Annotated in this window: 12 protein-coding genes; 8 read left to right on the top strand and 4 right to left on the bottom strand. The window is 70.6% G+C overall.

All coding sequences use genetic code 11. The features are described 5' to 3' along the window. The first annotated feature begins 25 nt into the window (after nucleotides 1–25). The 7 genes from ACFQW6_RS18605 (at nucleotide 26) to ACFQW6_RS18575 (ending at nucleotide 9,855) form a co-directional block, all read left to right on the top strand. On the top strand, nucleotides 26–955 hold the full coding sequence (locus ACFQW6_RS18605; RefSeq protein WP_378548843.1) for a glycosyltransferase family 2 protein: 930 nt from the start codon (nucleotides 26–28) through the stop codon (nucleotides 953–955). Beyond that, a complete protein-coding gene (locus ACFQW6_RS18600) occupies nucleotides 952–1,878 on the top strand; it encodes a glycosyltransferase family 2 protein (RefSeq protein ID WP_378548841.1) in 927 nt (308 codons plus the stop codon). The genes ACFQW6_RS18605 and ACFQW6_RS18600 overlap by 4 nt, the downstream gene beginning before the upstream one ends. 36 nt (nucleotides 1,879–1,914) lie before the next feature. After that, on the top strand, nucleotides 1,915–3,123 hold the full coding sequence (gene glf, locus ACFQW6_RS18595; RefSeq protein ID WP_378548838.1) for a UDP-galactopyranose mutase: 1,209 nt from the start codon (nucleotides 1,915–1,917) through the stop codon (nucleotides 3,121–3,123). Beyond that, the gene (locus ACFQW6_RS18590) at nucleotides 3,120–5,210 is read left to right on the top strand and encodes a glycosyltransferase (RefSeq protein WP_378548835.1); all 2,091 of its coding nucleotides are present in this window, start codon (nucleotides 3,120–3,122) and stop codon (nucleotides 5,208–5,210) included. The genes glf and ACFQW6_RS18590 overlap by 4 nt, the downstream gene beginning before the upstream one ends. A 7-nt stretch (nucleotides 5,211–5,217) precedes the next feature. Next, nucleotides 5,218–6,126 carry an ABC transporter permease gene (locus ACFQW6_RS18585; protein WP_378548832.1) on the top strand — a complete coding sequence of 303 codons (909 nt, stop codon included), beginning with the start codon at nucleotides 5,218–5,220 and terminating at the stop codon, nucleotides 6,124–6,126. Then, nucleotides 6,126–6,896, top strand: a complete 771-nt coding sequence (locus ACFQW6_RS18580) for an ABC transporter ATP-binding protein (protein ID WP_378548829.1) — start codon at nucleotides 6,126–6,128, stop codon at nucleotides 6,894–6,896. The genes ACFQW6_RS18585 and ACFQW6_RS18580 overlap by 1 nt, the downstream gene beginning before the upstream one ends. A 235-nt stretch (nucleotides 6,897–7,131) precedes the next feature. Then, a complete protein-coding gene (locus tag ACFQW6_RS18575) occupies nucleotides 7,132–9,855 on the top strand; it encodes an FG-GAP-like repeat-containing protein (RefSeq protein WP_378548827.1) in 2,724 nt (907 codons plus the stop codon). Nucleotides 9,856–9,876: 21 nt separating this feature from the next. Here ACFQW6_RS18575 and ACFQW6_RS18570 read toward each other — a convergent pair whose 3' ends face one another. From ACFQW6_RS18570 to cofD, 4 genes are all read right to left on the bottom strand, one after another. Further along, nucleotides 9,877–10,617, bottom strand: a complete 741-nt coding sequence (locus ACFQW6_RS18570; RefSeq protein WP_378548824.1) for a TIGR03089 family protein — start codon at nucleotides 10,615–10,617, stop codon at nucleotides 9,877–9,879. 12 nt (nucleotides 10,618–10,629) lie between these two features. Further along, the gene (locus ACFQW6_RS18565) at nucleotides 10,630–11,367 is read right to left on the bottom strand and encodes a DUF3105 domain-containing protein (RefSeq protein WP_378548821.1); all 738 of its coding nucleotides are present in this window, start codon (nucleotides 11,365–11,367) and stop codon (nucleotides 10,630–10,632) included. Between the two features lie 73 nt (nucleotides 11,368–11,440). Further along, nucleotides 11,441–12,451, bottom strand: a complete 1,011-nt coding sequence (gene cofE / locus ACFQW6_RS18560) for a coenzyme F420-0:L-glutamate ligase (RefSeq protein ID WP_378548818.1) — start codon at nucleotides 12,449–12,451, stop codon at nucleotides 11,441–11,443. Beyond that, nucleotides 12,448–13,491: a 2-phospho-L-lactate transferase gene (cofD, locus tag ACFQW6_RS18555; RefSeq protein WP_378548815.1), complete on the bottom strand. Its 1,044-nt coding sequence runs from the start codon at nucleotides 13,489–13,491 to the stop codon at nucleotides 12,448–12,450. The genes cofE and cofD overlap by 4 nt, the downstream gene beginning before the upstream one ends. Before the next feature lie 142 nt (nucleotides 13,492–13,633). Here cofD and ACFQW6_RS18550 point away from each other — a divergent pair, with 142 nt between their 5' ends. Further along, nucleotides 13,634–13,894: a WhiB family transcriptional regulator gene (locus ACFQW6_RS18550; RefSeq protein WP_191194914.1), complete on the top strand. Its 261-nt coding sequence runs from the start codon at nucleotides 13,634–13,636 to the stop codon at nucleotides 13,892–13,894. Nucleotides 13,895–13,923 lie beyond the last annotated feature (29 nt).

The following is a 13,923-nucleotide window of genomic DNA, read 5'->3' as shown; positions in this document are numbered from 1 at the left end:
CCGTGCCGCCCCTAGGGTGTACGCCGTGACCACCGGACCCCTGCCCCGCATCGTCGCGGTCGTGGTCACCTTCAACCGCCTGCCGCTGCTCCAGAAGCTGGTGGAGCGCCTCGGGCAGGTCGACGGCCTGGCCGAGGTGCTGGTCGTCGACAACGCGTCGTCCGACGGCACGGGCGCGTGGCTCGCTGCCCGCCCGACCACCGGCGAGATCTCGCTGAGCGGACGCACCCTCACGACCAACCGCGGCGGCGCGGGCGGCTTCCACGACGGGCTCGCCTGGGCGATCGACCGCGACGCCGACCTGGTGTGGCTGATGGACGACGACGGCCTTCCCGACGTCGACTGCCTCGACCAGCTGCTCCTCGAGAGCGACAACCTCGACTTCTGGGGTCCCCTGGTGGTGGACGAGGCCGACCCGGACCGCCTGGTGTTCCCCATCCGGCTGCCCGGCAGCACCCGGGTCGTGCACGCGGTGGACGACGTGCGCCGCGCCGCGAAGAAGGACCGGATCGACGGGATCGTGATCCCCTTCAACGGCGTCCTGGTCACCAAGGAGCTCGTCGACCGGATCGGCCTGCCCCGCGAGGAGTTCTTCATCTGGGGCGACGACCACGAGTACCGCCTGCGCGCGGAGGAGGCCGGTGCCCGCGTCGCCACGGTGGTCACCGCGACGGTGCGCCACCCCAGCGTCGGCAACCTCGGCACGCCGATGATGTTCGGCCGGACGACCTACAACGACTCGCCGAGCGACCTCAAGCACTACTGCATGGCCCGCAACAACCTGGTCAACCTCCGCGACTACCGCGGTCCGCTGCACGCGCTCGCCTTCGTCGTGAAGACCGCCTGGTTCTACACCTTCACCCGCCCGAGCCTGTCGCGGCTGCGGCTCAGCGTCGGGGCCATGCGGGCCGGCATCGCCGGTGACTTCGACGGCCACCGGAGGTTCCTGTCGTGACGACCCCGGCCGCCCAGCCGACGGAGACGGTGGCGGTCGTCGTGGTCACCTTCAACCGCGCCGACCTGCTCGCCCGGCTCCTCGACGGCCTCGCCGCCCAGACGCGTCGGCCCGACGCCGTGATCGTGGTCGACAACGCGAGCACCGACCACACCCGGCAGGTGCTCGAGGCTCGCACCGACCTCCCGCTGCACGTCACCTGGAGCGAGGAGAACCTCGGCGGCGCCGGCGGCTTCCACCTCGGCGTGCGAGCGGCGTACGACGCCGGGTGGGACCGCGTCTGGCTCGTCGACGACGACGTCGTGCCCGCCACCGGCTGCCTCGAGGCGCTGATGGCCGTCGACGAGGACTGCCTGATCGCGGTCCGCGAGGACCTGTCCGGCGCGCTCGTCGAGAAGGCCGCCGTCGAGTTCGACCTCCGCAACCCGCTGGCCATCAACCCGAAGCGGTCCACCGTGGACGGCACGTACGCCGACCGCACGTCGATGCCGGACCTCGCCGAGGTGCGCAACGTCGCCTTCGAGGGCTTCATGGCCCGCCGCAGCGTGGTCGAGGAGGTCGGCTTCCCCGATCCCTCCTTCTTCATCTTCTACGACGACGCGGAGTACGCCGTCCGCGCGCGACGGGCCGGCCACCGGATCTGGGCGGTGCGCGACGCCGTCCTGGTCCGCCAGCTCGACTTCAACCAGCAGCACGACCTGTCCGGGTGGAAGGGCTTCTACATGTACCGCAACCTCTTCGTGGTGCACCTGCGCCACGGCGAGAACGTGCTGGTGCGGCTGAAGCCGTGGCTGATCACCCTCGTCGTGGTGCTGCTCAGCCCGGTGCGGGGCGGTCGGGCCGAGGCCCGCAACGTGATCCGCGCCATGGCCTCGGCGCGGGGGATGCGCCGCCTGACGGCTTCCGCACGCCCCCCTCGATAGACTCACCCCGCGTTTCTCACCCAAGGAGTTCATCCCTTGTCCCAGGGCCCCACGAACGACACAGAGCAGCTTCCCGACCTCGTCATCGTCGGCGCCGGGCTGTTCGGTCTCACGATCGCCGAGCGGTGCGCCGAGGAGCTCGGTCTCCGCGTGCTCATCCTCGAGCGTCGCCACCACCTCGGCGGCAACGCCTACTCCGAGCGAGACCCGGAGACCAACGTGGAGGTGCACAAGTACGGCGCGCACCTGTTCCACACCTCCAACGAGCGGGTGTGGGAGTACGCCAACCGGTTCACGTCGTTCACCGACTACCGGCACAAGGTGTTCGGCATGTACCAGGGGCAGGTCTACTCCCTGCCGCTCAACCTGGCGCTCATCAACCAGTTCTTCGGCAAGAGCCACACCCCCGACGAGGCCCGCGCGCTGATCGCGGAGCAGTCCTCCGAGTTCGACACCGCCTCGGCGACGAACCTCGAGGAGAAGGCGATCAGCCTGATCGGCCGCCCGCTCTACGAGGCGTTCATCAAGGGCTACACCGGCAAGCAGTGGCAGACCGACCCCACCGAGCTGAGCGCGGACATCATCACCCGGCTCCCGGTGCGCTACACCTTCCAGAACGGCTGGTTCAGCGACACCTACGAGGGGCTGCCCGTCGACGGCTACACCGCGTGGCTGACCCGGATGGCCGACCACCCCAACATCGAGGTCCGCCTCGAGACCGACTTCTTCGACGTGGCCGACGACTACAAGGGCAAGGTGCCGATCATCTACACCGGCCCGGTGGACGAGTACTTCGGCAACTCCGAGGGCCGCCTGTCGTGGCGCACGGTCGACCTCGAGGAGAGCGTCGTCGACACCGACGACTTCCAGGGCACCGGCGTCGTCAACTACAACGACCAGGACGTCCCCTACACGCGCATCATCGAGTTCAAGCACTTCCACCCCGAGCGGGAGAAGACCCACCTGCCCGGCAAAAGCGTGATCGTCCACGAGTACAGCCGCTTCGCCGAGGAGGGCGACGAGCCCTACTACCCGGTGAACACCGCCGACGACCGCGCCAAGCTGCTCAAGTACCGCGAGCTGGCCAAGGCCGAGCCGATGGTCCTGTTCGGCGGCCGCCTGGGCACCTACAAGTACCTCGACATGCACATGGCCATCGGGGCCGCCCTGTCGATGTACGACAACAAGCTCAAGCCGCACTTCACCGAGGGCGCCGAGCTCACGAGCGGAGGCATCGACGCATGAGCACCACGACCACGACCAGCGCGACCGACGGCTCGACCAGCACCGGCGGCCGGACCGTCACCCGGCTGCTGCAGCGCCAGATCCTCCCGGTCGACCGCGACCCCGACACGTTCGCGCTCTACGTCGACCTCGAGGAGGCCCGGCTCGACACCAGCCGCCACGAGGTCGGTGGCAGCAAGGGCGCCAAGGACCTCAACAACGCCGCGATCCGGCAGTCGACCTCGACCGGCCGCAAGCTGCGCCCCGACCAGGTCCTCTCCCGCACCGCCGCGCGCGCCCTGCCTGGTCAGATGATCTCCTTCGGGACCTACTTCAACGGCTTCCCGGCGTCCTACTGGCGGCGCTACACCGTCGTCGACGACGTCACCCTGACCCTTCGGGTGCGCGGAGCCGGCACCGTGGTGACGGTCTACAAGTCCATGGCGGCTGGCCACAACCAGGTGGTCGACTCCACGACGGTCACGGCCGACGACGTCGAGACGTTCGAGTTCGCGCTGACCCTGACGCCCTTCGTCGACGGCGGCTGGTACTGGTACGACGTCGTCGCCGGTGACGACGGCGCGGTCGTGGAGTCCGCCCGGTGGACCGCTGAGGTCCCCGAGGACCGTGCCCAGCACGGCACCGCCGACATCTGCATCACCACGATGAACCGGCAGGACTTCTGCGCAAGGCTCCTCGGCCAGATCGCCGACGACGAGGAGCTGCGGCCCTACCTCGACACCGTCCAGGTGGTCGACCAGGGCAACAAGCCCCTGGTGGAGTCCTCCTACTTCCCCGCTGCGCAGGAGTCGCTCGGCGAGCGGCTGCGGGTGATCGTGCAGGGCAACCTCGGAGGGTCCGGCGGCTACGCCCGCGGACAGCTCGAGAGCATCCGCAAGGGCACGGCGACCTATGCGCTGATGATGGACGACGACGTCGTCTGCGAGCCCGAGGGCATCATCCGGGCGGTGACCTTCGGCGACCTCGCCAAGCGCCCCACGATCGTGGGCGGTCACATGTTCAGCATCTACTCCCGCTCGCGCCTGCACTCCTTCGGCGAGATCGTGCAGCCGTGGCGGTTCTGGTGGCAGACCCGCCTCGACGGCTACAGCGACTGGGACTTCGCGGCCCGCAACCTGCGATCCGCCCGCTGGTTGCACAAGCGTGCGGACGTCGACTTCAACGGCTGGTTCTCCTGCCTGATCCCCCGCGTGGTGCTCGAGGAGGTCGGCCTCTCGCTGCCGCTCTTCATCAAGTGGGACGACTCCGAGTTCGGCCTGCGCGCCAAGGAGTCCGGCTACCCGACCGTCTCGTTCCCGGGCGCCGCGGTGTGGCACGTGCCGTGGACCGACAAGAACGACGGCGTGGACTGGCAGGCCTACTTCCACCACCGCAACCGGATCATCGCCGCCCTGCTGCACTCGCCCTACGAGCGCGGTGGCCGGATGGTCCGCGAGTCGTTCAATCACCAGGTCAAGCACCTCGCGTCGCTGCAGTACTCCACCGCCGAGCTGCGCCACCGCGCGATGGAGGACGTGCTGGCGGGTCCGCACGCCCTGCACGGCGAGCTCGCGACGAAGCTGCCGGAGGTCAACGCCTTCCGCAAGCAGTTCGTCGACGCCCAGCTGCACGCCGACCGCGACGACCTGCCGCCGGTGCGGCGCAAGAAGCCGCCCAAGAAGGGCAAGTCCGACATCGAGATCCCGGGTCGGTGGAGCACGCTGATCGGTGCGGGGCTCGCCCCGATCCGGCAGCTGCGCCCCGTCCGGGCGATGTCGCGCGACTACCCGGAGGCCGAGCTCACCGCGATGGACGCCGCCTGGTTCAACCTGGTCAAGTACGACTCCGCGGTCGTGTCGATGAACGACGGCAGCTCGGTGGCGCTCTACCGCCGTGACCCCGAGGAGTACCGCGACCTCCTGAAGCGCACCGTCGCGATCCACCGCCGGTTCCACCGCGAGTGGCCCGCCCTGGCCCAGCAGTACCGCGACGCCCTCGGCGAGATCACCTCCCCGGAGGCGTGGGAGAAGACCTTCGCCCCCTGGACCGACCCGGCGGACCGCCCCGCGGAGACCCCCGCCGACGGTCCGGCGAGCACGACCGAGTGAGCCGCCCGTGAGCACGACAGCATCGGGCCCGGCCCGGCGCACCAGGGCCGAGCTGGAGACCCTGCCCCTGGCCCCGCCCGCGGCCACGGGCCTCGGCGAGGTCGTACGCCGTCGCTACCTCCTCAGCATGCTCGTGCGCAACACCATCAAGTCGCGCTACCAGGGCACGGTGCTGGGCTGGGTGTGGAGCTACCTGCAGCCGGCCATCCGGTTCTGCATGTTCTACTTCCTGTTCCAGGTGATGATCGGCCGCGGTGCGGGGATCGAGAACTTCGCCATCCATCTGTTCGCCGGCATGGTGGTCGTGCACTTCTTCACCGAGACCTTCAACGGCGGCACCCAGTCGCTGGTGCAGAACAGGTCGCTGATCACCAAGCTGCCCGTGCCGCGGGAGATGTTCCCGGTGGCGCGCATGCTCGTGGCCGGCTGGCACACCATCCCGATGCTGGTGATCCTCGTGATTCCCTGCCTCTTCCTCGGCTGGACACCCGACCCGGTGGGGATGGCCGCCGCGCTGCTGGGCTTCACGCTCACCGCATCGCTCGGGCTGGCGCTGGGCCTGCTCTTCAGCGTCGGCAACGTCTTCATGCGCGACATCGGCAAGGTCGCCCAGACCCTCACCCAGTTCGTCACGTTCAGCGTGCCGATGATGTACCCGTTCACGCTGGTCTACGACCGTTTCGGGGAGCCGATCGCGAGCTACTACCTCCTCAACCCGATGGCGGAGGCGGTGCTGCTCATCCAGCGCGGCTTCTGGACCGGCACCACCAGCGACCCCGAGGCGACGGCCGCGGTGCACCTGCCCGACCACCTGTTCACGCGCGGCCTCGTGATGACGGCCATCTCGCTCGTGCTGCTGGTGCTGTCGCAGCGCATCTTCGCCCGCCTGGAGTCGAAGGTCCCGGAGCGCCTCTGATGACGACGATGATCTCGGTGGAGAACGCCACCAAGTCCTTCACGCTGTCCTACCAGCGCTCGCTCAAGCAGACCGTCCTGGCCAAGGCCCGCGGGCGCAAGACCCACGACAGCTTCAACGCCGTCGACGACGTCAGCTTCAAGGTGCACGAGGGGGAGTCGGTCGGCCTGATGGGCCTCAACGGCTCCGGGAAGTCGACGCTGCTCAAGCTGATCAGCGGCGTGATGCGACCCGACTCCGGCTCGGTGCTCACCCGCGGTCGCATCGCCGGACTCATCGCGACCGGCACGGGCTTCGACAACAACCTGAGCGGCCGGGAGAACCTCTACCTCAACGCGGCCATCCTCGGGATGTCGCGGGCCGAGACCGACCGCAAGTTCGACGAGATCGTCGACTTCGCCGACCTCGGCAAGTTCCTGGACACCGAGGTGGCCTACTACAGCTCCGGCATGAAGGCCCGCCTCGGCTTCTCCGTCGCGGTCAACGTCGACGCCGACATCTTCATCGCCGACGAGGCCCTGGCCGTGGGGGACCGGCCGTTCAAGCGCAAGTGCAAGCGCCGCATGGACGAGATCGTGAAGTCCGGCGTGACGATGTTCTACGTCTCGCACGCGCCCGGCTCCGTCCGCAACCTCTGCGACCGCGTCCTGGTGATGGAGAACGGGCGCCTCGGTTTCGACGGCGACGTCGAGGAGGGCATCCACTACCTGCACTACGACGAGGGCGACGAGGACTCCGGCGAGGACGACGGCCTCGGCGCCGACATCTGAACCGCACAGCCGCCCAGCCCGAGCGGTGCGTGAGGCACGTTCCTGGCCTGAGGAACGTGCCTCACGCACCGCTCGACGCATCTCGTGCCAAGATCGTGCAGAATGACACCGATGTAACGGCGTGTCGGCTGGAAATTACAACGCTGTAGTTACTCAGAAACCCTTCCGTGACTGATGTGACTGGTGTGAAACTCCTGCCTTGTGTGACCTTCCCCCACACAGCAGGAGTCTTGTCATGCGTCCTCTTCAGGCCCGCCTCGTCACCTTCTGCCAGCAGGTGCTGGCTCTCGGTGTCGTGCTCGTCGTGCTCACCCCCGCCTCCGGTGTCGTGTCCCTCGACATCGTGGGGGAGGCGCCCGGCGCGCCCACGGCCGTCCCGGCCGCCCCCGCGGCGCTGATGTCGGCGACCGTCCCCACGAAGGCGGTGACGCCGAGCGTCACCGAGGTGCCCCTGACCGGCGCCGCCGGCGGCTTCGCCGGCCTCCGCGGGCGCACCGTCGCCGGCGGTGCCACCGAGGCACGCGTGGTCAGCACCCCGCAGCCGGTGGACGCGTTCGGCGCTGTGGGCGTGACCTGGCAGAGCGGCGAGGTGCTCGAGGAGGACCAGATCACCCTCCGCGTCCGCACCCGCAGCGGCGACGAGTGGAGCGCCTGGGAGGACCTCGAGTACCACGACGAGCACGGTCCCGACCCGGCCAGCGCGGAGGCTGCTGACGCCCGCCCCGGCACGGAGCCGACGTTCGTCGGCGACGTCGACGACGTGCAGGTCGAGGCGCGCACTGACGGCGTCGCCCTGCCGGACGACCTGTCCCTCGCCCTGGTCGACCCGGGGTCGGCCACGAGGACCGAGACCGAGGCGCCGGCCGACACCGCCGACGAGGACCCCAGTGCGTCGTACGACGACGACTACGCGCAGCAGGACAGCACCGACGCCGCGTCCGAGGGCATCACCCTGCAGGCCGCGCGCAAGCAGACCGTCGCGCAGCCCACGATCTACTCGCGCGCCCAGTGGGGCGCCGACGAGAGCATCCGCAACAAGAGCGCGCTGCGCTACGGCACGATCAGCGGCGGCTTCGTCCACCACACGGTCAACGCCAACGACTACACCGAGGCCCAGGTGCCCGCGCTCCTGCGCAGCATCTACGCCTACCACGTGAAGTCGAGGGGCTGGAGCGACATCGGCTACAACTTCCTCGTCGACCGCTTCGGTCGCATCTGGGAGGGTCGCTACGGCGGCATCGACAAGCCCGTCGTCGGCGCCCACACGCTCAACTACAACGACTACTCCTTCGCGATGTCGGCGATCGGCAACTTCGACACCGTCCAGCCGCCCGACGTGATGCTGCGCGCCTACGGCCAGCTCTTCGCGTGGAAGCTGTCGCTGCACGGCGTCAACCCGGCGTCGACGTCGCAGAAGATCGGCCGCGGCACGTTCCAGGCGATCAGCGGGCACCGCGATGCCGGCTCCACCGCCTGCCCGGGCAAGTACCTCTACGCCCAGCTGCCGCTGATCCGGACGTACGCCTCCCAGTCCGCGCCGGTGGTCACGCCGCCGCCCCCGCCGACCGAGGTGCCCATCGCCGAGCCCGCTCCCCAGAACAACCTGGACGCCTCGCCCTACCCGGACCTCGTCGTGCGGCGTGCCGCCGACGGCCGCGGACTGGTGCTGCCGACCGGTGGCCTGACCTCCTTCCAGACGCGCACGGTCGTGGGCAAGAAGGGCTGGGACGAGCGCGCCGACGTGCTGGTCTCGCCCGACCTCACGGGCGACGGCCTGCCGGACCTGGTGACGGCCGACAAGTCCGGCGTGGTCCGGGTGCGAGCCGGCAAGGGCAACGGCAAGTTCGGCAAGACCGCCCGCACGCTGAAGCTGCGCGGCTACTCGATGATCACCGCCGTCGGCGACATCAACGGTGACGGCCGCAACGACCTCGTGGCCCGCTTCAAGGGGCGCCTGACCACGCTGCTCGCGACCGAGAAGGGCGGCTTCGCCCGCAAGGTCACCCGGAAGGGCTACGGCAACTACCGGCAGCTCGTGGGCGCCGGTGACGCCAACGGCGACGGGCGGGCAGACCTCCTGCTGCGCACCAAGAACCGGCTGTTCCTGCAGACGGGCTACGGCACCGGCCGGTTCGGCGCGCCCACGCGGGTCTCCGGCTCCTGGAGCGGCTACAACCGCGTCATCGCCGGCGACTTCAACGGGGACGGACGCTCCGACCTGGTGGCCCGTTCGTCCAAGGGCAACATCATGCTGATGCCGGGACGCGGTGACGGCACGTACGGCGCAGCGCTCGGCCCGGCAACGAACCTCAAGTCGATGCGCTGGATCACCGGCGCCAACATGGTCGGCGGTGCAGGTGCGGACCTGATCGGCGTCTCGGGCAAGCAGCTCGTGGTCGTCGCCAACCGCGACACCTTCGAGCTCGGCGCTCCGGTCGACACCGGCGTCTCCTTCGTCGGGATGACCACCATCCTCAACGCCGGCGACGTCAACCGTGACGGCTTCGGCGACGTGCTCACCCGCGACGGCTCGGGCCAGCTGTGGCTCTTCACCGGGAACGGCACCGGCGCGCTCGCCGCGGGCACCGTCCTCGGCCACGGCTGGGCCACGGTCCAGGGCCTCAGGGCGGTCGGCGACGTGACCGGCGACGGCCTGCCCGACCTCATCGGCACCCCGGCCGGCGGTGCGTTGATGGTGTGGCCCGGCAACGGCTCCGGCTTCGGTGCTGCCGTCGCCGTCAAGGGCGGCGCGGTTCCCTCCCGGGCCGGGCTGCCGTCGGACCTGTCCGGCTTCGACTGGGTCCTCGGGGTCCAGGCCATGACGCTCAAGGGGTCGGCCGACTACATCGTCCGCGACCGGGCGAGCGGGGTGGCGTACGTCTACTCCGGCCGCAAGTCCGGCGTCTCCCAGCCGCGGGTGCTGGGCGAGGGACTGGGGGCCTTCGACCTGGCCGGGTGACCGGCTCCCAGCGAAGAGCGATCAGGCCCGGGCGGTCGCCCGTTCGGCGTCGTGGACGTCGTCGAGGCGAGCCGGGTCGGGATTGCGGACAAGGACCAGCGAGCCGCCTCGTGCGAGGGGCTCGGTGAAGGTGGCCATTCCTGGTGGGGAAGCCGGGTCGGCCACCGAGAGAAGACGGCCGCCGTCGGTGAGACCACTCCCGACGGCGGCCGTCCTGTCGTTGGTCCAGAGCCGGGCCTGGGTGAGGTCGTCGGTGGCGAGGTCGTCACCGGTCGGCGGGTCCCAGGCGGTGAAGCCGTCGGGCTGCGACCAGATCTCCACGCCCACGTCGAGCACGCCGGCCGGGAGCTCCTCGGCGAACCGCACGCCCAGGGGGCGGAGGCTGCACGCGAGCACCGGGATCGAGCCGGCGCGGGGCGCCCACGCGTCGAGCCCGTCGGGTCCGCACACGACGGCATCCGGGTCGTCGGAGGTGGTCACCCGCAGGCCGACCGTCCACGCAGCGCCCAGGAAGACCGGTGAGAGCCAGTGCGGCGGGAGGTCGATGCGCAGCGACATGCCGCGCTCGAGGTCGGCGACGTCGGTCAGCAGGCCGGATGCCTTCGCCACCCAGTTGGCGTACGTCGTCACCGACAGCTCGACCCGCTCGTCGGTCGCGTGGTCGTAGAAGGTCACCAGCGGACGCCCGGGGTCGCGGCGCAGCTGCGCCGCCAGCACCTCGGCGAAGGTGGCGGGGGAGCCGGACGTGTCCGGCGTGGTCATCGGGTCAGGACCTCAGACGGCGTTGGGCTCCGGGGAGTCCATGTAGGGGTAGTCCTCCATGAACGTCTCCAGCGCGGAGCCGCTGACCTCGGAGCAGTACTGCCAGACGCCGACCTGCTTCTCGGGGTCGGTCTCGCCGACGCCGCCGAGCGACCAGTGCGTCAGCGCGACGTGCTGGCCCTTGGGGAAGGACTTGCCGTCCTCGGAGGTCCACGGCACGGCCTTGAACTTGTCGCGCAGGTTGTCGGTGCCCTGCAGCTTGGAGGCGATGCCGCGCAGGACGTCCATCTGGTCGGAGTCGTCTGCGATGGTCTCGTCGTACCAGAGGATCGTGAAGCCGTGCTCGAGGTTGTGCACGAGCTCGCCGAGCTCCGGGCGGTCCGAGGCGGTGTAGAGCTTGCGCTCCATGCTGTCCCACATGTTCCAGTGCTGGCCGAAGGCCGGCGGGGCGTCGGGGTAGGTCATCGGCGTGCCGACCTCGACGTGGTCCTGGCTGCCCTCGGCCGACTTGGTGGTGACGTCCTGGCAGACCGAGGCCTTCGCGCCGATCTCGCCGAGCGAGTCCGAGGCGTAGGCCCGCAGGTCCCACCAGTCCTTGATCGGCTTGAACGCCGCGGCGCCGACGATCAGCACGGCGACGAGGACGCACACGCCCACGATCGCCAGCCCGCGCCGGTTCTCGCGCTTGGACTGCTGGGAGCGGATGGAGTCGATGACCGCCTGACGGTCGGTCTTTGCCTGCTTGGCCACGGTGCTCGGTGTCTCTCGGTCGACTGCTGGGGGGTGCTGCTGGGCGCGACGGTTGCGTCTGCGCTGGCAGAGTCTACGTAGTCGCAGGTGACACGTCGCACACGACGTCGTTTCCGGCCCGCTCCCAGTCGTTGATCCGCCACCCGTGCGCGAAGCACACGGCGGCCACGGCAGCGTGGTCGGCGTCGCCCGGCAGGTGCAGGACGACGCGGCCCGGGTCGTCGTCGAAGGTCAGCAGGAGCGAGGAGGAGAGCGCCTGCCCGGCGGCGAGCACACGGGCGAGCGCGGAGTGCAGCTCGTGGGCCGAGGCGGGCGCCCCGAACGGGGCCCGGTCCGCGTCGTCCCCTCTCAGCGCGCGCACCACGGCCTCGCGGGCGCCCCACCCGAACAGGTCGCCACCGTCGGGACGCACCAGCGACGTGGCGCCGGGGCCGTCCTCGCCGGGCGGCAGCACCAGGTCGGCGCGCCCGCGGACGACGGCGACCGGCCGCCCGGCCAGCTTGCCCTGCGCGAGCTCGGCGGCCCCGGCGATCTCGTCGGCCACAGCGGGGAGGGTGACGGCCAGGGCGTTGCCGTGGGGGTCGGTGCTGCCGGCGAAGTCCTCGGCGACGAGCAGCCCGGCCGCCCCGATCGCGATGTCGGTCTGACCCTCGCGCCACGCGCGGCCCGAGGTGTCGGTGACGACGACCCCGACGTTGATGCCGGTGCGTCGGCGCACCTCGTGGCGCAGCGAGCGCGCCGAGGCGTCGGGGTCGAGGGGGAGGAGCACGACCGACCCGGCGGCCACGTTGGAGGCGTCGACCCCGGCGGCGGCCATGGTGAGGCCGAGACGGTTGCGCACGATGGCCACCGGTCCGCGGCGCGCGACGACGCGGACCGTCTCCTCCTCGACGGCCGCGTCGCGGTCGCCCGCCCGCACCCGCCCCTCGGCCTTGCTCACCACCTTGCTGGTCACGCACAGCACGTCGCCGTCGGCGAGGCCGTCGTCGCCCTGGAGGGAGTCGAGCACCAGGCCTGCCAGGTCGTCGCCCCAGACGACCTCGGGCATCCCCTCCGGGGCCCACACCTCGAGCCGGTTGCTCATGCCGGCCCGGGGGTGACGAGCGAGACGGCGGCCGCGGCCATCGCCGCGGTGGCGTCGTGGCCGGACATCATGAGGGGGACGGCCGCGGCGCGGATCCCGGCCTGGTCCAGTCCGGCGAGCTGCCCGGCGTCGCGCTCGTCGACCAGCCAGCCGTCGAGCACGCCCCCCGCCGACCGGGCGCCGTAGTGCGCGCCCACCGCGCCGGCGCTGACCTCGACCCCGATGCTGGTGAGCATCTGCGCCGCCATGCCGTGCACGTGGGAGGCGCCCACGATGGGGGAGAGCCCGACGACGGGTGCGGGAGTCGATCGGACGGCGTCCCGGATCCCGGGCACCCCGAGGATGGTGCCGATCGACACCACCGGGTTGGACGGCGGCAGCACGACGAGGTCGGCCTCGCCGATGGCCTCGAGCACGCCGGGCGCGGGGGTCGCGGTGTCCTGGCCGACCGCGAGCACCGTCTCGGCCGGCACCGCGGCGCGCAGCCGCACCCAGTACTCCTGGAAGTGGACCACCCGGCGTCCGCTCGCGCTGTCGGGGTCGGCCACGGCGACGTGGGTCTCGACCCGGTCGTCCGTCATCGGGAGGAGTCGCACCGTCTCGCCGTGCAGGGGGGTGAGCCAGCGGCGGCAGAGCGCCTCGGTGACCTGCGACAGCGTGTAGCCGGCCTCGAGCATCTGGGTGCGGACCAGGTGGGTCGCGATGTCGCGGTCCCCGAGGCCGAACCACGTCGGCTCGACGCCGTACGCCTCGAGCTCCGTGCGCGCGCTCCACGTCTCGTCGCGGCGGCCCCACCCGCGCTCGACGTCGATGCCGTCACCGAGGGTGTACATCACGGTGTCGAGGTCGGGGCAGACCTTGAGGCCGTGGATCCACCAGTCGTCGGCGGTGTTGGCCACGACGGTGACCTCGGTGTCGGCGGACCCTCCCGGTACGACGCCGGTGCGGAGGCCGTGGAGGAGGCCCTGGAGGAAGCGGGCCCCGCCGACGCCGCCGGAGAGGACGGTGATACGGCGGAGCGTGGCTGCGGATGATGGCATAGGAACAGCCTGCCGGAAGCGGAACGGGTATATCAGATCCGGGCTTGACGTGGCGGGTACGACAGGCATGTAATTCCCACAGTGTCGTGATGTTGCTTCAGCATCGTCCAGTTCTCGATACAGGGTCGAAAGGGCGTCAGCCATGAGAGCAGAACTGTTCCTCCTAGAGCCCGAGGGCGAGGAGTTCGGTTGGCAGGACCGCGCCTTGTGCGCGCAGACGGATCCGGAGGCGTTCTTCCCCGAGAAGGGCGGCTCCACCCGGGAGGCCAAGAAGGTCTGCCTGACGTGCGAGGTCCGTGACGACTGCTTGGAGTCCGCGTTGATGAACGACGAGCGCTTCGGCATCTGGGGCGGTCTGTCCGAGCGCGAGCGCCGCAAGCTGAAGAAGAGCGCCGCAGGGTGACGTCCGGGCCGGCCCGTCCGGCCCGTCGC

Source organism: Nocardioides sp. GCM10028917 (assembly GCF_042666175.1).
Lineage (GTDB): Bacteria > Actinomycetota > Actinomycetes > Propionibacteriales > Nocardioidaceae > Nocardioides.
This window is presented reverse-complemented; position numbering and strand designations above follow the sequence as displayed.